This is a genomic window from Sphaerochaeta associata (genome assembly GCF_022869165.1).
GTDB lineage: Bacteria > Spirochaetota > Spirochaetia > Sphaerochaetales > Sphaerochaetaceae > Sphaerochaeta > Sphaerochaeta associata.
The window spans coordinates 1,844,643-1,863,589 of the sequence record NZ_CP094929.1 but is presented as its reverse complement, the minus strand read 5'-3'; the positions used below and the strand labels follow the sequence as shown (position 1 = coordinate 1,863,589).

The 18,947-nt window shown below is 48.8% G+C and carries 16 protein-coding genes; 11 read left to right on the top strand and 5 right to left on the bottom strand.

The features are described from left to right. The 4 genes from MUG09_RS08630 to MUG09_RS08615 are packed head-to-tail and all read left to right on the top strand — an operon-like array spanning position 1 to position 3,732. The gene (locus MUG09_RS08630) at positions 1-1,299 is read left to right on the top strand and encodes an NAD(P)H-dependent oxidoreductase (RefSeq protein ID WP_244771013.1); all 1,299 of its coding nucleotides are present in this window, start codon (positions 1-3) and stop codon (positions 1,297-1,299) included. Continuing rightward, entirely contained in the window at positions 1,296-2,345 is a 1,050-nt protein-coding gene (locus MUG09_RS08625) for an alcohol dehydrogenase catalytic domain-containing protein (RefSeq protein WP_244771012.1), read from the top strand. The genes MUG09_RS08630 and MUG09_RS08625 overlap by 4 nt, the downstream gene beginning before the upstream one ends. Further along, positions 2,342-2,851 carry a VOC family protein gene (locus MUG09_RS08620; protein ID WP_244771011.1) on the top strand — a complete coding sequence of 170 codons (510 nt, stop codon included), beginning with the start codon at positions 2,342-2,344 and terminating at the stop codon, positions 2,849-2,851. The genes MUG09_RS08625 and MUG09_RS08620 overlap by 4 nt, the downstream gene beginning before the upstream one ends. Further along, on the top strand, positions 2,848-3,732 hold the full coding sequence (locus tag MUG09_RS08615) for a sugar phosphate isomerase/epimerase family protein (RefSeq protein ID WP_244771010.1): 885 nt from the start codon (positions 2,848-2,850) through the stop codon (positions 3,730-3,732). The genes MUG09_RS08620 and MUG09_RS08615 overlap by 4 nt, the downstream gene beginning before the upstream one ends. A gap of 71 nt (positions 3,733-3,803) precedes the next feature. On the opposite strand, the gene MUG09_RS08610 is transcribed toward MUG09_RS08615, so the two are convergent. Beyond that, on the bottom strand, positions 3,804-5,225 hold the full coding sequence (locus MUG09_RS08610) for an L-fucose/L-arabinose isomerase family protein (RefSeq protein WP_244771009.1): 1,422 nt from the start codon (positions 5,223-5,225) through the stop codon (positions 3,804-3,806). Positions 5,226-5,442: 217 nt separating this feature from the next. On the opposite strand from MUG09_RS08610, the gene MUG09_RS08605 reads away from it, so the two are divergent. From MUG09_RS08605 to MUG09_RS08585, 5 genes are read left to right on the top strand one after another with little or no spacing between them, the layout of a single operon-like run. Further along, a complete protein-coding gene (locus MUG09_RS08605; RefSeq protein ID WP_244771008.1) occupies positions 5,443-6,474 on the top strand; it encodes a zinc-dependent alcohol dehydrogenase in 1,032 nt (343 codons plus the stop codon). Positions 6,475-6,498: 24 nt separating this feature from the next. Then, entirely contained in the window at positions 6,499-7,785 is a 1,287-nt protein-coding gene (locus MUG09_RS08600) for an NAD(P)H-dependent oxidoreductase (RefSeq protein ID WP_244771007.1), read from the top strand. 10 nt (positions 7,786-7,795) lie between these two features. After that, positions 7,796-9,298 carry an FGGY-family carbohydrate kinase gene (locus MUG09_RS08595; protein WP_244771006.1) on the top strand — a complete coding sequence of 501 codons (1,503 nt, stop codon included), beginning with the start codon at positions 7,796-7,798 and terminating at the stop codon, positions 9,296-9,298. Further along, the gene (locus tag MUG09_RS08590) at positions 9,298-10,170 is read left to right on the top strand and encodes a MurR/RpiR family transcriptional regulator (RefSeq protein WP_244771005.1); all 873 of its coding nucleotides are present in this window, start codon (positions 9,298-9,300) and stop codon (positions 10,168-10,170) included. The genes MUG09_RS08595 and MUG09_RS08590 overlap by 1 nt, the downstream gene beginning before the upstream one ends. A gap of 10 nt (positions 10,171-10,180) precedes the next feature. Then, positions 10,181-11,959, top strand: a complete 1,779-nt coding sequence (locus MUG09_RS08585; protein WP_244771004.1) for a DUF4432 family protein — start codon at positions 10,181-10,183, stop codon at positions 11,957-11,959. A 19-nt stretch (positions 11,960-11,978) separates the two neighbouring features. Here the strand turns inward: MUG09_RS08585 and MUG09_RS08580 are convergent, their stop codons facing one another. Together MUG09_RS08580 and MUG09_RS08575 are read right to left on the bottom strand one after the other, a co-directional pair. Further along, on the bottom strand, positions 11,979-12,908 hold the full coding sequence (locus MUG09_RS08580; protein WP_244771003.1) for a metallophosphoesterase family protein: 930 nt from the start codon (positions 12,906-12,908) through the stop codon (positions 11,979-11,981). Further along, positions 12,883-13,623 (bottom strand): hypothetical protein, encoded by a 741-nt coding sequence (locus MUG09_RS08575; protein WP_244771002.1) that lies wholly within the window; start codon positions 13,621-13,623, stop codon positions 12,883-12,885. The genes MUG09_RS08580 and MUG09_RS08575 overlap by 26 nt, the downstream gene beginning before the upstream one ends. A gap of 109 nt (positions 13,624-13,732) precedes the next feature. On the opposite strand from MUG09_RS08575, the gene MUG09_RS08570 reads away from it, so the two are divergent. Beyond that, entirely contained in the window at positions 13,733-14,494 is a 762-nt protein-coding gene (locus MUG09_RS08570; protein WP_244771001.1) for a nitroreductase family protein, read from the top strand. A 183-nt stretch (positions 14,495-14,677) separates the two neighbouring features. Further along, the gene (locus tag MUG09_RS08565) at positions 14,678-15,307 is read left to right on the top strand and encodes a hypothetical protein (protein WP_244771000.1); all 630 of its coding nucleotides are present in this window, start codon (positions 14,678-14,680) and stop codon (positions 15,305-15,307) included. 33 nt (positions 15,308-15,340) lie between these two features. Here MUG09_RS08565 and MUG09_RS08560 read toward each other — a convergent pair whose 3' ends face one another. Both MUG09_RS08560 and MUG09_RS08555 read right to left on the bottom strand, forming a co-directional pair. After that, the gene (locus tag MUG09_RS08560) at positions 15,341-15,934 is read right to left on the bottom strand and encodes a 3-keto-alpha-glucoside-1,2-lyase-like domain-containing protein (protein WP_244770999.1); all 594 of its coding nucleotides are present in this window, start codon (positions 15,932-15,934) and stop codon (positions 15,341-15,343) included. A gap of 67 nt (positions 15,935-16,001) precedes the next feature. Continuing rightward, complete coding sequence (locus tag MUG09_RS08555; RefSeq protein ID WP_244770998.1) at positions 16,002-18,809, bottom strand: hypothetical protein; 2,808 nt, start codon at positions 18,807-18,809, stop codon at positions 16,002-16,004. Positions 18,810-18,947 lie beyond the last annotated feature (138 nt).

Here is an 18,947-nt window from a genome sequence, read left to right as displayed (position 1 = left end):
ATGGAATTGGTACGTAAGCTACGAGCAAGAGAAGAAGCGGGAAACCCAATCTCGGTAGGCATTGTGGGATGTGGACAAATGGGGTCTGGCCTTGCCCATGCAATACACAACGTGCACGGTATGAGAATCAGTTCAATAGCCGATATCGACACCAAACGGGCGGTCGAGACGTTGGTTTCGCTTGGATGCGACCGTAGTGATATTGTTGAAACAAACACCAAGGGTGTTGCAGAGGATGCTTTGCGCCGTCAAAAGCGTGTCGTGACCCAGGACGCACTGCTCATGCCAAGGCTTGATGGGCTGGAAGCAAATGTAGAGGCGACGGGCGTCACCGATATAGGAGCGCAGGTGGCCTATCAATCCATCATGCATCAGAAGCCGATAATCATGCTGAATGTCGAAACAGATATCACGGTAGGCTGGTATTTGAATACCCTGGCTCGTACGCATCATTCTCTGTATACCGTAGCATCAGGAGATGAGCCCGGCGTATGCAAAATGCTGTATGAGCAAGCCTTGTTGATGGGATTTGAAGTAGTGATGCTGGGTAAGGGCAAGAACAACAAAATCAATTTCCATGCAACTGCCGACATGGTCAGAGAGGAAGCTCTCAGCAAAGGAATGAATCCGAAAATGCTGGCGGCGTTTCAGGATGGGACCAAGACCATGGTTGAGATGGCAGCAGTCAGCAATGCGACCGGTTTGATCCCCGATATTCCCGGCATGCATGGGCCAAAGGTTGAAATTGATCAGTTGACCAGCGTATTCATTCCGAAAAAGGATGGAGGAATTTTTGAACAGGCCGGTCGAGTGGACTTTTCGACAGGTGCGATAGCCCCCGGTGTATTTGCCATTGTGTATACCGAAGACAAGCGTATGCAAAAAGAGATGAAATTTATTACCCGGGCGGACGGCCCGTATTATCTGCATTTCAGACCGTACCATCTTTGCGATCTTGAAACCCCGCAGTCAATCGCTGAGGCGGTTTTGCTCAACGAGGTGACCGTCACCGCTGAAGCCATGCACTCGGAAGTGGTATGCAAAGCAAAAAGGACGATTAAGGCCGGGGAAGTGCTGGGTGATATCGGTGGCAATGACTGGTACGGCCAGTTGATGACCTATGAAATGGCGAGAGCTGTCCGTGCGGTTCCCATAGGCATAGGCTCAAAAGCAGTTGCCAAACGCACGATCGAGGAAGGTTCCATCATCACCGAGGATGACGTTGCATTGAATGATTCCACCTTCATCTATCGTCTCAGAAGGATGCAGGATGCCCTCTACAAAGGAGGCAAATCATGAAAATGATGCAGGCGGTGGTCGTTGAAAACCCTATGGTTTTCTCGGTTCAACAGGTCCCCGTTCCAAAGACTCCACGCGATGGCATGCTGGTGAAGGTAGAGGCCTGCGGTCTCTGTGGTTCAGATTTGAGGACGTTGCGCTCAGGCCATAAGAACATAACATTCCCTTGGACCATCGGACACGAAATTTGTGGTACGGTCTTTGAGATAGGAGAAGCCTGCATTACGTCGTTTGAGGTTGGTGACCGTTTGGCGATAGGTCCGCTTGCCTACTGCGGCGAATGTGAGTTCTGCAGGGCGGGACGCTTTGAATTGTGTGAAAACCAAAGAGAGATCGGTCAGCAATGGCAGGGAGGACTTGCCGAGTACGTTGCCATCGATGCCGCTTGTATAAAGCTTGGCAATATCCAAAAGGTACCACAAGGCATGCAGAGTATTCACGCAGCAGTAATCGAACCGATTTCATCCTGTGTGCATGCCCAGCAAAAAGCAAACGTGACGCTCGGTGACACCGTGGTGATTTTTGGAGCAGGACCGATAGGGTGCATTCATGTTGCACTGGCGAAGGCACGAGGTGCCTTTCAGGTATTTCTCATCGACATTGATGAAACTAGATTGCAAATGGCGGCCGCCTTCGGGCCTGACCGATTGATCAATGCGCTCGAGGTAGATCCGGTAGAGACTGTGTTGTCGATGACAAACGGTACAGGCGCAGAAGTGATACTGGTCGCCACGCCGGCTCCGAAAGCAAGCGTACAAGCTGTTGAAATGGCCAAAAAGGGTGGTCGCATCGTACAATTCGGAGGCTTGCCGCATAACGACAGCAAGCCCGGTATTGATATGAACTTGGTGCACTATCGCGGTCTCACCATACTTGGAACATCCACGTTCGCCCCCTCCCACAACAAGATTGCCTTGCAATTGGTTGAATCGGGCTTGATTCCCGTTGACAAGTTGATAACCCATGTATTTGCCCTGAAGGATTTTGAAAAGGGAGCTCATCTTGCACTCGAGGGCAAAGTGCTCAAAGGAGTGTACCTGCCATGAAACCATTACCGTTTTTACAGCAAGGAGTTGCACAAATAGCGTTTGTCGTCGAGGATCTCGATAAGACTGTAGAAAACTATTACAACCTGTTCGGCATAGGTCCTTGGCACTTCTATACCTATGAAAAGCCCATGGTTTCGCATATGACGAGAAACGGGCAACCGACCGAGTATGCGATGCGCGTGGCTCTTTCGTACTTCGCTTCGATGCGCATTGAGTTGATCGAGCAACAACATGGTGACACGGTGTACAACGAGTTCATCCAGGAGCATGGATATGGAATCCACCATTTGGGAATCTTGGTTGATGATATGCAAATTGCAATAGCCATGGCGGAGCAAGCGGGCTTTACGGTAACCATGGATGGTGCAGGCTTCGGCTTGGACGGAGACGGCCACTATGCCTATTTGGATACGGAAAAGGCCATCGGAACAACGTTGGAGCTCATTTGTCGGCCGAAAGGAAGACGTACACCTGAACGGATATATCCAGCAGAGGAAGCATGAAGTACAGTTATTTTCAACTGACGTTCGGCCAGGATGAAACATACCTTCATCCCGAAACGAGCTATGAAAGACTCAAGAAATACGGATACGATGCAATCGAGCTCACTCCACCCAAAGGTAGATACGGAAAAGGCATAACGCTTGAACGCTTTGTAACGGAGCATCAGCGTTTGACCAAGGAATACGGCCTTGGTGTCTCCTGCTTGAACGATTGCTGGGGCGAGGCATGGGACCCGTATTCTCCGCATTACAAAACACTTACTGATGTTGACGGAGCCAAAAAAGCAGTAAAAGAAACGAAAGAGACCATCGACGTGGCTCATGAGCTCGGTTCATCATTTGTAACCGTTGCAGTAGCCATTGCCCATGAAGTGAATGCAAAGAATGCTGCTAGGGCGGTGGAGGTTGCAGTTTCCTCTCTGCAGGAACTGTGCGTATATGCAGAAAAGCAATCGATCAAGTTGGTCTTTGAAGCCACCAACCACCTGGAGATGGGGAAATTTGTCAATACGGTAGCAAATCATAAGCGGCTGATCGAGAAAACCGGCTGTTCCAATTTGGGATTGCAATTGGATTGGTTTCATGCAGGCTTTGAGGAACTGAACTGTTACGAGGCAGTAGTGGAAGCACAACCGCTTCTGTGGCACTTGCACTTCCGCGATACCAACTCGCTGACTCCAGGCTATGGAAATACCGATTTCAAAGCCATCATGCGTGCCTTACTGCGATACGGCTATACCGGTTTTTGTACGATTGAAAGCTCTCCCATGGTTGTGGATGGAGAAACTGCGGTGCACGACGGCATTACGTATCTAAAGTTTTGTGAACATGTCGCCTCCTTGCAATTGTCTTCTGATTTTCCAAATGGATACACTGTGTAATACGCAGGCAAACTACTGATACAAAAAAGCTGCTTCAGGAAGTACTGAAGCAGCTTTCTCTTATACACGTACTATCGATGCCGATAGACCTTCCATCCAAAGTATTTGCATAGTGCCTCCTCCAGAATATCGGCAACATGTGACCGTACCATGGCGACATGGTGCTCATAACCATTCATTACAATATGATTCATAAGCGATTGCAGGTTGTCGATGGCACACACGGCAATACCACCTGACATCGCGCATGGATCATCGGTGAAGTCACCTTCGCCCAGATATGCGCGGATTTGACCGGTAAAGTCATCGGTTGAAACTCTGAGATAGGTCATCGCACCTTTTCTTACCTTGCCTTTCACCGCTCCGAAGCAATTATCCTTGCCCAACGAGGTTCCCAGGACATCGAGTTCGGAAATCTCAATGTCATCGGTGCCGAAAAAACTCTTCGGGTAGTTGGAACAGTGGGTATTGATGCACTTGTTGCGATCATCCCCATAGTTGTTGTTCCAGTCCAACAGGGCGGAGGAGTTCTCTGATGCCAGGGTCAGGGCAAGCATGCTCAAAGCACCGGCTACATCGACTTCACAGGCACAGGGGACTTTGGATTCACCAAGCATGCTCATGGTAAGACACGTCGCACAGCCATAATTCTTCTGAATGGACGTCCAACACTGGATTGCAGCCGCATCGATACGATTATCACGAATCCATGTTTCGACGACTACACTGTATTTGGCCTGCTTTACGATGTTCTTGTCAGGAACAGAGGAGGGAATGGTTCCGTATGCTCTGATTTCAGCAAGTTTCTCAACAACCTTGGGATCATCATCGGCTAACCGCAGGGCGTCGAACAGAATTTCGCTATGATCGACCGTTACTACGGTAACACCCGAGCGCTGCAACAATTTCTCGCTGACACGCATGGTCTGGAAATCTGCAGGACGTGCACCAATGGCTCCGATTCTCGCCGTATTCAATCCACGTACGACGCGACAGACCCCGGCAAATTTTAATATATCAAGCTTGAAGCTTTCCGACTCCACGTTGCATGTATGCAAGGTGGTATTGGTAAACGGTATACCATATTGCACTAAATTATTGGCAACCGAGAGCTTGCCGCAGAAGGCATCCCTGCGGTGAGCGACGTCAACCTTGTCCAATTCATCATCCTCGGCATGCAGCAGCACCGGAACGCCCAACTTTGATTCATTGATAGCTGCCACGATGCCAAGCTCAAGCCCGAAATTCGGGAGTGTCACAATGATTCCGTCAATTTCCTTTGCATGCTTGAGAAAATGGTTTGCACAGGCAATCCCATCCTCGGTCGTCTCAACACAGCCGGTCGGTGTTGCATCCTCAGGCATGATGCAGGTGGCAAATCCCATGCTTTCAAGTGTCCTCAGGATATGTTTCTTTCCATGAACGGCCAAATCGGTATTAAAGAAACCCCTGGTACCGACGATTACCGCAAAGCACAATGTTCCGTCTTTCATTGAAGACCCTCCTAACGTAAGGAAAGTCTATCATGGAATCGGATATATGCAACAAAAATTCCACTAAAAAATATTAAATATGAAATATATGCCAGTAAAAAACATTAAATAGGTATAAAAATCAAATAAAATTTCAATAGAAGATAAGAATAATGAAATAAAACTTGCATAATCAGCATAACCGGAGTAGGCTTTTATCAGGGAAGAAGGAGCTGCTATGAAAGTCGCTGTATTTGAGAAACCAGAAACAATACATGTCATTCAAAGACCCTTGCCGGCATGTGGACCCGACGATATCATCGTCAAGGTACATGCCTGCGGTATTTGCGGTGGAGACATCAGAAACTTCTTCACCGGATTGCGCTATGGCATTACCAGCCAAGTCATGGGACATGAGTTTTCCGGGATTGTAGTGGAAAAAGGAGCCAATGTTACAAGGTTTACCCTTTCCGATTGTGTAGCAGTCGCCCCCGATGTGAGCTGTGGTACATGCTGGTACTGTACGCATGATCTGATCAATCTCTGTGAGAATCACAGGATGATCGGAACTCATTGGCCTGGAGGTTTCGCCGAGTATGTACACCTTCCCCAGGAAGTACTCGATCATGGATTTGTCCATCATATCCCCGAAGGGGTAAGCCTTACCGATGCCTGTCTTTCAGAACCGGCATCGTCCGTCATCGCAGCGCAAGAACGTATCGGTCTTGCCAAAGGGCAATCCATACTTATTCTTGGAGACGGACCTATCGGATGTCTGCATAGCGAAATCGCCAAGTCACTCGGGGCAAAGACCATTATTATCGCCGGGCGTTCCCGTTTGGAAGCCGCCTCGGCATTCGGCCCTGATTGTCTGCTCAACTATGAGAAGGACGATATTGTGTCCGTTTGCAAACAGCTGACAGACAACAGAGGTGTAGATTATGCCATCTGTGCGAATGCCTCAACTGCGAGTCAGCAAATTGCCGTCGATGCGGTTCGTAAACGGGGGAAAATCGTACTGTTTGGTGGGGTGCCTAAACAAGAGCCCTGGACGAGATTGAATAGCAATACAATACATTATAATGAACTAGAAGTTATTGGAACATTTTCGTATCAGAAAAGACACCACGTGGCTGCCTTGCAGGCACTGCAGAAGGGAACCCTGCATCCTGATTTGTATTTTACCAAAACGGTTGGCTTGGATGACATCGTGGAAGGGTTTATGGCGGCACAACGAAGAGAAGCATTGAAGGTACTGGTAAAGCCGTAAGGACACACAGGGAGATACACGTATATGCATCAATATGATCAGAAATTGCTTGAACGAGAGCACACAGGGAATCCAATCCGGGTCGGCATTATCGGCGCAGGTCAAATGGGAACCGAAATCATAACACAGATTGGTGAAATGCAAGGTATGGTGGTAGGTGTTGCGGTTGATCTTACCGCACAAAAAGCCATTCAAGGCTTCGAATCAATGAAAAAGAAACCTGTTGTTGATACCTGTACCAGTGTGAAACAGGCAGAAGAAGCGGTGAAAGCAGGGCATGCCGTGGCAACGAACGACTATCGGCTTGCTACAAGAAACCGTTTCATCGATGCGATAGTCGATGCAACCGGGTCTACAGAAATGGGTGCAACCATCAGCATGGATGCGTTTCATCACAAGAAGCATGTCATTATGATGAATGTTGAGTGTGACGTTACGATCGGCCCGATTCTTCGGCAGTTGGCCGAGGATGCCGGAGTTGTGTACAGCCTGGCAGCCGGGGATGAACCGGCGGCGATTATCGAGCTCTATCGGTTTGCAACGGCGCTTGGCTTCGAGGTGGTGGCAGCGGGTAAAGGAAAAAACAATCCACTGAACATCTATTCCAATCCCGACATCGAGCGAGAGAAAGCGGAAAAACGGAACATGAATCCCCATATGCTGTGTGAATTTGTAGATGGTTCAAAAACAGCAGTGGAAATGGCTGCAGTGAGTAATGCCACCTCCTTGGTTTGTGATGTACGGGGTATGCATGCAGCACAAGCAACCGTGGAGCAGTTGAAACATGTATTCATCCCACAAGAGGATGGAGGGATTCTGAACAAGAAAGGTGTTGTGGACTTTGCCATCGGTGTTCATCCAGGCGTATTTTTGGTGATCACCACGGATAATGCCCGCATTCGTGAAGGCTTGGTGCAACGTGATATGGGAGAAGGACCGTATTACACATTGTATCGACCCTATCACCTGTGTTCAATCGAAGTACCGCTCACCATAGCCCAATGTGTTCTCTACCATGAAAGCAGCGGCCATCCGAAAAGCCAGCTGACCAGCGAATGCATTACAATTGCCAAACGAAATTTGAAGGCGGGAGAAGTCCTCGATGGTATCGGCGGGTATTGCTACCGTGGAAGTATTGAACAGTACACTGTAGCCAAATCTGAACGATTGCTGCCGCTTGGATTGGCGAAAGGGTGTACATTGAAACAGGACGTCCCCCTCGATACACCGATAACGTACGATATGGTTGCATCGATTCCCCAAGGGATGCATGTGTATTTGCGGAATCTCCAAGATAGTAGATTGGGCTAAAGGAGCACTCATGCTGATAGGTTTGGATATCGGTACGACAGGGGTAAAGGCGGTGGTGTTCGATGACTGTGCAACCGTGTTGTCATCTGCGTATGAGGAGTATGCGATTGTATCTGCAAGTGATGGAAAAGCCGAACAGGATGCCCTGGATGTATGGAAACGGTCACGAATGGTTTTACTGCGGGCAATTGCATCCGGCGGTGTTAAATCGGTGGAGGCTATCGGACTCTCGGTCCAAGGTGATGCAATCATCTGCATCGATCGGCATGGTAATCCACTACGCCCGACACTCTTGGGTATGGATTACCGCAGTGCTCCTTCCGCACTTGCGTTTGCTGATGCTTTTGGTGAACGAAATCTCTATGAACGAACGGGAATGCGATCTCATGCGATGAACAGCATCACAAAAATTCGGTATGTACGAGAGGCATATCCTGAAGTTTTTGAAAAAACCTATAAATTCGTAACTTACGCAGAGTTCATCGCAATGAAACTCTGTGGTGAGTGCGTATTGGACGCTACGATGGCAAGTCGGACCATGGCTTTCGACCTGCACACCCAACAGTGGGATGAACAACTACTCGATTTTGCGGGAATTTCGAAGTCCCAACTAGGAACTATCCAAGAGTCGGGAACTGTAATCGGTCAACTCTCTTCCGATATTGTCAGAGAAGCAGGACTGCAAGGACGGCCTCTGGTCTGTACAGGGGGGCACGACCAGTGCTGTGCCGCCCTGGGAGCCGGAGTGGTCGAGCCTTCCTTGGGGGTGGTTTCTACAGGAACTGCCGAGGTGATTTCAACGTGTTTACCGGCCATTCTTACCAATGACGGCATGTTTGATAGTTGCTTTCCTTGTTATCGGCATGTATTGAGGAATACCTATTTTACATTCAGTTTGAATCATGTAGGGGGCATTCTTCTGCGGTGGTTCAAGGACACCTTTTGCGCAAAGGAAATACAGCAAGCCCAGCGGATGGGTCTTGGTATCTATCAATACTTGGATTCAATCATGGCTCCAAGTCCCCAAGAACTATTCATTCTTCCGCATTTCAACGGAAGTGGAACACCGTATTGTGATATGGATGCTACCGGTGCAATTCTTGGATTGAGCCTATCGACGGGAATACCTGAACTCTATCGGGCACTGCTGGAGTCCCAGACGTATGAATTAGCGTTGAATCTTGAAGCGTTCGCGAAGTCGGGAATCTCCATCCAAACGCTGTCTGCGGTCGGAGGGGGAGCGAAATCATCTGAATGGGTGCAGATAAAGGCGAATATCCTCAACCGACCGGTGAGGGTTCCTGTTTGCAGTGAATCTGCTTCCTTGGGTGCTGCAATCCTTGCAGGATCGGCGGTAGGAGTGTGGAAAGATGCCCGTGAGGGTGCCGACCATATGGTTGGATTTCACAAAGAATATGAGCCTCAATCAGATATGACGAGACTTTATGGCGATTTGCTGGCACACTATAAAGAGATTTATCCTGCGCTGCGAAAGCTCAGGGAGGGGAAGTGATGTCGATGGAAATGCAATTGGAACATATGCCGCACTCTTGTGCGCTGCAGATGCAGGCTATGTACACCACCTTGAAAAAGGCGGAAAAGAAAGCTGCCGATTATTTGATCAATCATGCAAAGGGCGTAAACAGACTGAGCATCCAAGAGTTTGCCTTGGAAGCAGGTTGCAGCGAAGCAACCGTTGTGCGTCTCTCCAAAAAACTCGGCTATGAAGGGTTTCCAGAACTGAAGCGTGATTTCGCCGCCTATGAGAACTCTTCGGAAATTCACGAATATGGAAATATTTTGGACAATGATGCACCTCTTGATGTGATGCGCAAAGTTTTTGAGGCATCGGTGCAAGGCCTTGTAGACACACTAAATATGTTGGACCATGACTCGTATACACGTGCATTGCAAAGTTTAATAGGGTCACAAAGGATTCTGTTTTGCGGGCTGGGTGATGCAGGTGCTGTTGCAATGGAGGCCCATCTCAGGTTCTTGCGTATCGGGGTGATGTCCCTGCATTCCGCCGACCCTGACACACAGCTGATTTTAGCCAGCCAGCTGCAGAAACATGACACAGTGGTCGCCATCAGTCATTCAGGGCGAAGCAGGCAGATCATGGATGTTGTGAAGGTGGCCAAAGACCGTGGTGCCACGGTCATTCTCCTGACGAATTTTCCAGTGAGCCCGCTTAGTAAAAAAAGCGACATTATCCTGCAGACAGCTGTCTTTTCCAAAAATATCACGGGCGAAATAATGTCCAAGCGTATAACAGCACTCTGCATCATCGAAAGCCTCTATATCAATTTCATGCTCCATGCCAAAGGCTCCTTTGCAGAGACCTTGAGAGTGGCGAATGAAACGATAGCAATCAACAAACTATAGGAGTGTGAGCATGCAGCGTTCTACCACTTGGTGTGTCGATATACCGAATTGGAACGAGGGAAGAAGAGACGATCTTCAGTTTGAGTTTCCTGATGGTCTGGCACAATGGTATCATCATGGAGGCGATGACGTTTCCGTGAAACGCTTGCGTATCTGGTACAAGCAGTTTTCCATTACGCTTCTGCCCACAAAAGGCCTTTCGGTGCTGGAATGTTCGATTGATCAGACCCCTCTTTTTTGGGAACCACCTGTAGAAACTCTTTGCAGTCCTGAACAGCTCGATTTGTCCCAAGGGCTGCTGATCAATGGGGAAAAGACGGAAGGTACAGCTTGGATTTCGCAATTCATGGGCGGCATTGAGATGTTGGGTCTCGATACGTGGGGAATGAACTATCGAGACAGTGAAGGTGTTCTCCATGTCTTGCACGGCAATATCTCTTCCATTCCTGCGCTCGATATCAAAATTACTCCAGGTTCTGATACTACACTGCACATATGCGGTGTGATGAAGGTGTATGACCCAATTGCTCTGCTTCCACAGCAGGGGCAGACACCCTTATGGCAGGTGACGAAAACCATTGAACTTCGATCGGATACCAACGAACTGGTTATCGATGACCACATAGTAAATGTCTCATCGCGTTCCGCCTTTGCTGATTGGGGTTACCATGTACAGCTGAGGCCGAAGGATGGGTGTTCGTATATCATACCTTCAGGTCATATTGAGGAGCGTTTTGGACGCCCTGTCCCCAGTGACCATCACATCTGGAAACGTGCTCGAAACATCACAGAACGTGAAGAACGGGGCTATGTCCATACGCAACTGAAGGCTGAGAAGAATCTGGTGCAGGGCCTGCTTTTGTACCCGGATGGGTCCGGCATCGGCATGCGATTCCCTCACGCTCCCTATACCATGGTGTGGAACTCCTGCGGGGGAGCGCAAAGCAAGGAATTCCGCTCTGCAGACGATCGCGAGAACATTCTCATTCCCAAGCCTTGGGATGGCGTGGGACCTGAAATCGGGGCAAGCGATCTTGACCATGGCCGGCGTGTCGATCCCGCTGTCGTGCAAGAGCATCTTCAACCGGGTGAGTCCATTCGCTTGAGGTTGAGCTTTACGCCTCTAGATTCCTCGCAGGTGCTAACGTGGAAACAGGACATGCAGGATGTGGAACGTAATGCGTATGACGATGATCAGATTTCAGCAATTGCATCCCACGTTTGGGAGACTGCACTCCATGAGATTGAGCGATTGAAAACCTATTGTGATCGAAAAGCGTTCATAACGTGTGTCCGCATGCTTGCAAACCATCAAGGCCGGGTGTTTACCTGCGGAGTGGGGACCTCTGCGGTTGCAGCCAGAAAATTGGCGCACAGCCTCTGCTGTGTTGAGATTCCTGCAATGTTCTTGAATCCTGCCGATGCTGTCCATGGCGCCTTGGGAGCAGTGCAAGAGAAGGACTTGGTCTTTTTGATCTCAAAAGGGGGAGGGACGAAGGAGATTGTACAGCTCATCCCATCCTTGCAGGCAAAACAGGCGACTATCATCGGCATAACGGAGAATGCTGCATCCACCCTTGGGTGTTGCAGTGATATCCTGTTGCATGTTGCCATCGAGAAAGAAGCAGATACCTTCAACATGCTTGCAACAACCAGTACCTTGACTGTCATAGCCTTGTTCGATGCTCTTGCGATTGCGGCCATGCAGGTGTCGGGTTTTACCAAGGAGCAGTTTGCCATTATCCACCCAAGCGGAGCTGTCGGAGACCGATTGTTACACAAGCACTAGAAACGAGAAGATGGCAGTGCTATGACGGGATATCGACTCGTTCCACCACCTGTTCGCCGATTGTTCCATCCCGCTTGAGAGCATACCTGAAGATGGTGATGCGGTTGCTTGGTGCATCGTAGGTGAACACATACCAGACAGGCAGGGTGTTCTCGATCAGACTGTCACGACCATGAAAGGATTCACAAACGAATTCATGATTTGTATCGGTATAGCTATACAGCTTGTGATTAATGTGCAGATGCCCTCCAAGGTAGAGGCCGACCTTGTTCTGAACCATGGTTTTTACTAAAAGAGCCCGCTCGTGGGGATCCTTGAGCGAGAAGTAGAACATATCGGGTCCACCGTAGAGGGGAACATGGCCGCAAAAAATCTTGGGATTGGGATCGCTTTGTACCGCACGCATCAGATTATCAAGTTGAAGCTTGCCCAAACTTGCATTGCCTGTGTCCAGCAGATAGAAGGACAGACCCTTGTAACTGAAGCGGCGGGTGGTCAAATCGTCGATGTACGCTCTGAACAGCGCCCGCCCATTGTCTCGTACATCATGATTGCCCGGTACAGCGTACGTTGCAAGTCCACGCGCTTCGAGCGAATCGAGGAATTCGCCATACAATCGATACTCCGACTCCAAGGAGTATGCAGTCCCGTCACCAAGGTGCAAGCCGAAGGCAAGCTGGGTGGGATAGCCCTCCAACCATTCAAAAAACTGGTCAAACGCCCAATATACGCCTTTTTCGGTCCTGCCAAAATGCAAGTCGCTGAACAGCAGGAACGAGAAAGACTCCCTTTTTTCGGAGGTGTTGATCGCCTGATCGAACGAACCACCTGGATGGTTGAACTCAATTCTTGAAATCAGATTGTCTGAGCAACTGGAAAAAAGCAGGAGACAGGTTGCTAAAAGACAAAGCAAGCGGTTCGTATTACTTCTTCGGCTTGAACTTGCCATAGACACCTACCTCCTTGGACGTGATAAGGACCGCTTCAGGGCTTACATCGGAAAGTTGCATGGAATAGGTTGCTCCAATTTCAAACTCATCACTGATGGATACAGTACATGTGGAACCCAGGATGGGGCTGATCGACTGGCAGGCGTACTCAAACAGGGTATTGGTCGTGCTAAATATGGTCACCTTGCAACGATTGAAGCATGTATAGCCAATGCTTGCTGCCAGATAAGGACTGGCATTGAAAAGGGGTCTCTCAAGAAAGGGAAAAAACGAGGTGCTCGCCTGAAGTCCCAATGCATAGGAAAGCGACAGATTCTTGAGCGTGAAGCCTTGTTCATAGCCTATAATAAAATCGGTCAGTATGGAGTCTGCCGTGCCAAGTGAGGTGTGGAAATACGAAACGATTTTAAAATTCGGTGCGATCGTTCGGAGCCCGTAGAGGCTGATATCATGTACCGGCAATCGATTTCGGTAGCCGATGGCAAGCGAATACGGACTGCTTTCCAAGTTGACTACTGCCGATATCGACGGAGCATGTTCTTTCACTATTGAATCATGTCTTCCGATTTGAAGAGTGATGTCCTGCATGGTAAGCGATGATGCAAAGCATGGATAGCCAAGAACAGGAAACAGCATAAGGAGACGCAGGAGAGTCGCAAGCCGGCTTCTCCATCCGAGTAGTCGTTTTACATACCGGATTATTCCTGTTTTCATGGTGGAATCAGTATAGTTCAGCATGGCTTACAGTCAAGAAAAAATGCAGAAATGTGATAGTGGAATTATCAAATTCTGTGTGAATTCAAGGAACATATATGCTATACCCATGAGAGGAGGCGATGAGATGACGCAGCTCTACGAACAGCTTTTCAGACGAAAATCCTTTCACAGGTTTACAAAACCCTTCAAACCGTTGACAACCGAACAGTTGGATACGGTAAAGCAATACTTTTCACTCTGTGAGCCGTTGGTCGAGAATATCAGGACGCTGCTGTGTATCGTGCCCGTCGGTCAAACAACATGCAGACAGGGTGAATATGCGCTGCTGCTCTACAGCGAGCGAAGGGATGGGTATTTGCAGAATATCGGCTACCTTGGTGAACAACTCAATCTCTTTTTGACCAAGGAGAATATCGGAGCCTGTTGGTACGGAATGGGCAAGCCGAAAGAACGCGAATATGAGGGTTTGCACTTTGTCTGCATGCTGTGCATTGCCAATCAGGATGAGGGGTGTTTCCGTACGAAAGAGGCCAAGCTGAACCGATTGGATGCCAAGGATATTTGGGAAGGTGAGGATGCGTACCATCTTGCACCGGTGGTGCGAATGGCTCCGAGTGCCTGCAACACCCAACCGTGGTTGGTGAAAGAGCAGGACAATACGTTGTCAGTCCATCGCGTGTTTCGCAAACGAGGCATTATTCCTCCATCTTTGGTTCCCTATTACCAAAGCATCGACATAGGAATTTTCTTGTTTTTTCTTGAGGTGGCGATGGAACAGGCCGGCCTGCCGTATAAACGGACACTACTTTTGCAAGAACCAGTACATACAGGTCCTGTTCTTACTGCAACCTATCTAGTGAACATCTGAAAAATATCGTAGGGAAAAAAAACCTTGCAGGTTTCTTGAAAGGTAGTACACTACTTCTGATTAGTTTCAGTTGCTACTCACCGTGTAGATAGTCTGCCCAGCAAATCCTGCTTCATGCATCAGCAAGCTAAACAAACCCTTTCGATAGGGAGGGCATAGTGCGTTTGAATGAAGGAGTGGGTTATGCAGAAATCTCGTCTGATGATTGTTGTTGCGTGTTTGGTGGTGATCCCATCGATGCTTTGTGGAGCAAGCTTGACCATCACGGAGATTAGGGCGAATACGCAGATACAAGGTGCAGAATTTTCTCTGAATCTTGGTCCTTTGGCTGTAACCGGAGGCATTGATGGAATCTTTTTGCAGGCGGATCTCTTCGATTCGCTGGGCATTGCAGACGGTGATAGAGTAACCGCCTCTGCTCAAGGAATGATCTTGATGCCGACTGTAGGCGTGAAGCTGTTTCTCGGCAAGAAACCCGCCCGGATGTTCGTAAAAGCAGCCTTGTATAACATTATTCCCGTAATCGATGCAGAATTCTCAGTGGGTGACCACTCTGTGATAAACCAACAAGATGTTGATGAAATACAAGAACGGATCGACGCACTCTATTTGTACGGTACGAAAATCGGGCTTGGTATGGAGTATCAGTTCAACAAGCATCTCGCTCTCGTAGGAGAGGCAGGAATACGTTCCAACTCTGCGTCATTTGATGTGCTGAAATTCTTTGGAACGGAGAGTCCAGGTACCGAAGTCCGTCTCGATGGCATGCTTGCCCATACCTATACTGCACTGGGGATAACCTTCTATCTCTGAGCAGTGAATGCAAGCATGCATTGATGGATCCTACTACGTATCCTCAGTAGTTTCCCAAACCAGGATGTTGTCAAATGCGACACGCACTCCGCCTTGGGTGTATAGGCCGATGCCCCCGCTCTCAAAGCTTGAGTCTTGGTGAGAAAAGACTTCTGTGTTATTTATCAAGAAGGTGAGTTTCTCGCCTTCGTAGGTGACTTTCAACGTATTCTTTGCCTGCGCTTTAATGATCGAGGTGTAGGTCCACGGGCAGAAGTTGATTCCTTGGCGGTCGACGGCTTTTCCTGCAAGGAAATACCCCTGGTCAACAAGAAAGAAAAAATAGAAATTGTACGGGTCCTGCAGCCTGAACAGCAAACCGTACCCGGCAGTACTTTTTCCAGTTATAAGCCTGGTATCGAGTTGGAAGGTACCGTCTTTGGAAGACAGGTCCAAATATGCATAGAGCTCTTGGTTCTCTGTATGCAATACATACTCGCCGTCGACTATGCTGAAATTGTCATCTATCGGCCAATACATTTTATTCGTATCGAATGTCTGCCGGTAGACAAGGCTCTCTTGCGCACCAAGCTTAAGCATGCCTATACCCAGCACAACAAGCAAAAGTAGGATTCGTTGTTTTTTCATTGCAACTACTCCTGTTTATCTTGGAAGGTATGGACAGGCGGCATACTGCTGCCTGTCCAGATGGTGTTCAGTCGGCGAGCAACACGATTGCGTCATGAGGTGCAAGAACCAAGGAACCGGTAATCGGAGTTCCTGAATTGGTCTGTGTATCGTAGCGTCCTCTGATGCGCCTGATATTGCTCCTGTTCAAGCCTCCCTTGATCTCATTAAGGGATAGTGTCTTCTCCTCATTGGAGGCATTGACCAAAACAATTCCGTGCTCGAAGTCACGTCGGTACACCCCGCAATCGGCAAAGGAAATTCTCAGATTGGACAGTTCCACACTGCCGAATCTCGGGACATTCAGATGGTACATGACCGAGCCCCTGCCCTTGACCGTCGTATGGTAGGATGCACTGCCGCTGCTGCCGGCTAAATTGGAGGCAAAGTCATAGTTGCCCATCCAATCATTATTGACTGCAAAACTTACAGTTGGCGACTCTGTGCAGGTTGTAAGGATATTCCAGTCAAATTCGATCAACATCTGTCGGCTGTCCGCAGTCTTGTTGCTCCCTTCATACAATTTCAGATACTTGGTGGAACGGTTGCCCAGAATGATCGGTTTGGCCTGTCGATACACCTCCTCCTTGTTCAACACCAGGTGTTCACGCTTACCGAGGGCCTTTCCAAGCCATCCCTTGTTGGCTGCATCGGTGGTGCTCCATCCTTGGTTGTCGACCAGCATCTCGTCGAATAGGAAAGGAGCACTTCTTCCATCTACAAGGGCGAACTCATAGAAGGCATCGGTCAACAGCGCTGTTCCCAAAGCAAAGCGATGAAACGCCATGTCAGACTGTGTAGCTTCCCGCTTGTCATTGGGTAGAATCCAATCCTTATACACCGGGGATCCCTCGAGGACTATTACAGCTGGAGCGTGGTAGAGATTCTCCACTCTCGCGTAGGAGTCGAGGAATTTTCCCCATTGGCTCTCATTGAACTTATTCTGGTCCAAGTCGAGGAACCATGCCGTGTTGTAATTTGTCATGACCGCCCCATTGGCAAAGGGTGCAAGGGTGGCATTAAATTCGTTTCCACATAGGATCATCTCATCCCAACCAACCTGTTCACGAATGTTTCTCATCATCGTAAGAGTGGCCGCCGCAGTCATTTCAGTAATCCAAAGCGGACTCTCGTCCTTCTTAAGGTTGCGATTGTAGTCGGCATCAACCACCTTCTTTGCGATTATGCCGGGTATTCTCCAGTTTCCCACGGTAATCGGTTCCTCAAGGAATACACCTTCCCATGTACCGTCCTTGAGTCTTTGGTCGATTGTTAACTTTGTCCAGTACTGAAGGAATGTCTGGCCCTTGTCGTTATACGGACAGAAAGCAGATATGTTGAGGGGGATTTGCGCCCACTCTTCATTGTCGTTGATCACCTCGCCTTTGGTACTGGTCAGAAACCAATCCTTCGATATGCCTTGCGCATACATTTGTTCAGCTGTCAGCAAAGGATGGTAAGCTATGTTGCGCATATCCTTGGCGAGGCCGATGGTGTGTGTCTGGGCGGATGGAAGCAGGACAATGTTTGGGTTGATCGCCTTCAGGCGTTTTGAGAGAGCAGGGTCGTTGTATAGATAGAATGAGCTGAGGCCGGTGACAATATCGCTGAGGGCCAACTGTTTCTCAAGGTCGAAGAGGCTGATCAAAGGGGTGGGTCCTTGTGCCGATCCACTGCCGTCATGAGCAACCCATTCCCCGTACGTTGTAAAATTATTACCCAAACGGGGGAAGCGTGCATCAGAGAGGTGTTGATCAAGCGACTGGGCGACCGTGACTTGTTTTGAAAGTTGAAGATTGCTGATTTGGAGTTTCACCTCCTGGTTGAATGCAACCTCAAGGATGTAGATGTCGTTGTCCGCCCCGGTTTTCACTGCCCCACTATAGTGGCCTTCCTGCACTTGATACCCGGGGATGGCAATTGCCGAACGTTGAAGATGGGGCTTGCTTCCAGAATAGATCCTTATCCACCCAAGGTTCTCTTCCTGCTTTGGGTTGTCCAGTACCTTGTAGTCGAAATCAAGGATGATGTTGGTATTGGCAGGTAATTGGACCAATTGGGTGTTTGTCCAAAGCTTTACAAACCCATGAGTTTTCATACTGTTTCCAGAGATGGAGAAATCGCCTTCACTGTGAAGCATCGGTGAATGGGTATGCACCATGTTTTGTCCATTCTCATGTGCTACGACCAAGCCGCTATCCAAATTCTTGATTTGAATGTCCGAAACTGCGATGGACCCGTTGCTGATAAGGTTCATCAACAACTGATAATCATCGTACTGCTTCAAGGTAGCGGTGAAACTGGCCCTGCCGGTGCTTCCTGCCGGTTCATTAAAATAGATGCTGGATTCGACCCAGTCGTTCCTGTTTGCACCGGTTTGTGAATAGAAGATTGTTTCAAATCCCTCCCGTGTAGCTTCCAAGACCTTGTAGTTGTAGCTGACTTCGTACCGACCGTTGGGCTTCAGGGACAACTCTGCCGGGTTGGTTTTGTAGAAGTCGATGTACATCTGTCCGCCGGGATGCGTTCCGGTTATCCAAGTGTCCCCACTTTCGGTCGGAAAGCTGCCCGCCGGTCCGAGTGAGAACCCATGAGCAGGACCGCGATTGGACGTGGTGAATTGCTCGGTGCCCAAGACTTCGTATTCCCTGCCATATCCTGTGGCGTTTGGTTGTAGGGAAAGAGGAGACGTCGCCAACTTTGTATAGGTTGGTGAGTACAGCAGTGCGGGGTCAGTCCCTTGTTCTGTGTGTGAGCAGGAGTTTAAGAACAGCAACAGCAACAGGACTGCGAGCACTAGTAGGGCTTTCTCCCTTGCGTGTGCATACGTGTCCATAGTTTGCTCCTTATAGTGTTAGTTATTGGGCACAAATATTGAAACGTCAAGTAGTTAGCCATGCTTTTCAGGAGAACTGAGCTCTCAAGAAAGTGATGTGAAATACATGGATTTGCTGCATTTCTCTGATAAAGAAGG

Bases quoted from the DNA above. Each gene is read 5' to 3' on its own strand.
- MUG09_RS08630 (WP_244771013.1), top strand. From the start codon at position 1: ATGGAATTGGTACGTAAGCTACGAGCAAGAGAAGAAGCGGGAAACCCA.
- MUG09_RS08625 (WP_244771012.1), top strand. From the start codon at position 1,296: ATGAAAATGATGCAGGCGGTGGTCGTTGAAAACCCTATGGTTTTCTCG.
- MUG09_RS08620 (WP_244771011.1), top strand. From the start codon at position 2,342: ATGAAACCATTACCGTTTTTACAGCAAGGAGTTGCACAAATAGCGTTT.
- MUG09_RS08615 (WP_244771010.1), top strand. From the start codon at position 2,848: ATGAAGTACAGTTATTTTCAACTGACGTTCGGCCAGGATGAAACATAC.
- MUG09_RS08610 (WP_244771009.1), bottom strand. From the start codon at position 5,225: ATGAAAGACGGAACATTGTGCTTTGCGGTAATCGTCGGTACCAGGGGT.
- MUG09_RS08605 (WP_244771008.1), top strand. From the start codon at position 5,443: ATGAAAGTCGCTGTATTTGAGAAACCAGAAACAATACATGTCATTCAA.
- MUG09_RS08600 (WP_244771007.1), top strand. From the start codon at position 6,499: ATGCATCAATATGATCAGAAATTGCTTGAACGAGAGCACACAGGGAAT.
- MUG09_RS08595 (WP_244771006.1), top strand. From the start codon at position 7,796: ATGCTGATAGGTTTGGATATCGGTACGACAGGGGTAAAGGCGGTGGTG.
- MUG09_RS08590 (WP_244771005.1), top strand. From the start codon at position 9,298: ATGTCGATGGAAATGCAATTGGAACATATGCCGCACTCTTGTGCGCTG.
- MUG09_RS08585 (WP_244771004.1), top strand. From the start codon at position 10,181: ATGCAGCGTTCTACCACTTGGTGTGTCGATATACCGAATTGGAACGAG.
- MUG09_RS08580 (WP_244771003.1), bottom strand. From the start codon at position 12,908: ATGGCAAGTTCAAGCCGAAGAAGTAATACGAACCGCTTGCTTTGTCTT.
- MUG09_RS08575 (WP_244771002.1), bottom strand. From the start codon at position 13,623: ATGAAAACAGGAATAATCCGGTATGTAAAACGACTACTCGGATGGAGA.
- MUG09_RS08570 (WP_244771001.1), top strand. From the start codon at position 13,733: ATGAGAGGAGGCGATGAGATGACGCAGCTCTACGAACAGCTTTTCAGA.
- MUG09_RS08565 (WP_244771000.1), top strand. From the start codon at position 14,678: ATGCAGAAATCTCGTCTGATGATTGTTGTTGCGTGTTTGGTGGTGATC.
- MUG09_RS08560 (WP_244770999.1), bottom strand. From the start codon at position 15,934: ATGAAAAAACAACGAATCCTACTTTTGCTTGTTGTGCTGGGTATAGGC.
- MUG09_RS08555 (WP_244770998.1), bottom strand. From the start codon at position 18,809: ATGGACACGTATGCACACGCAAGGGAGAAAGCCCTACTAGTGCTCGCA.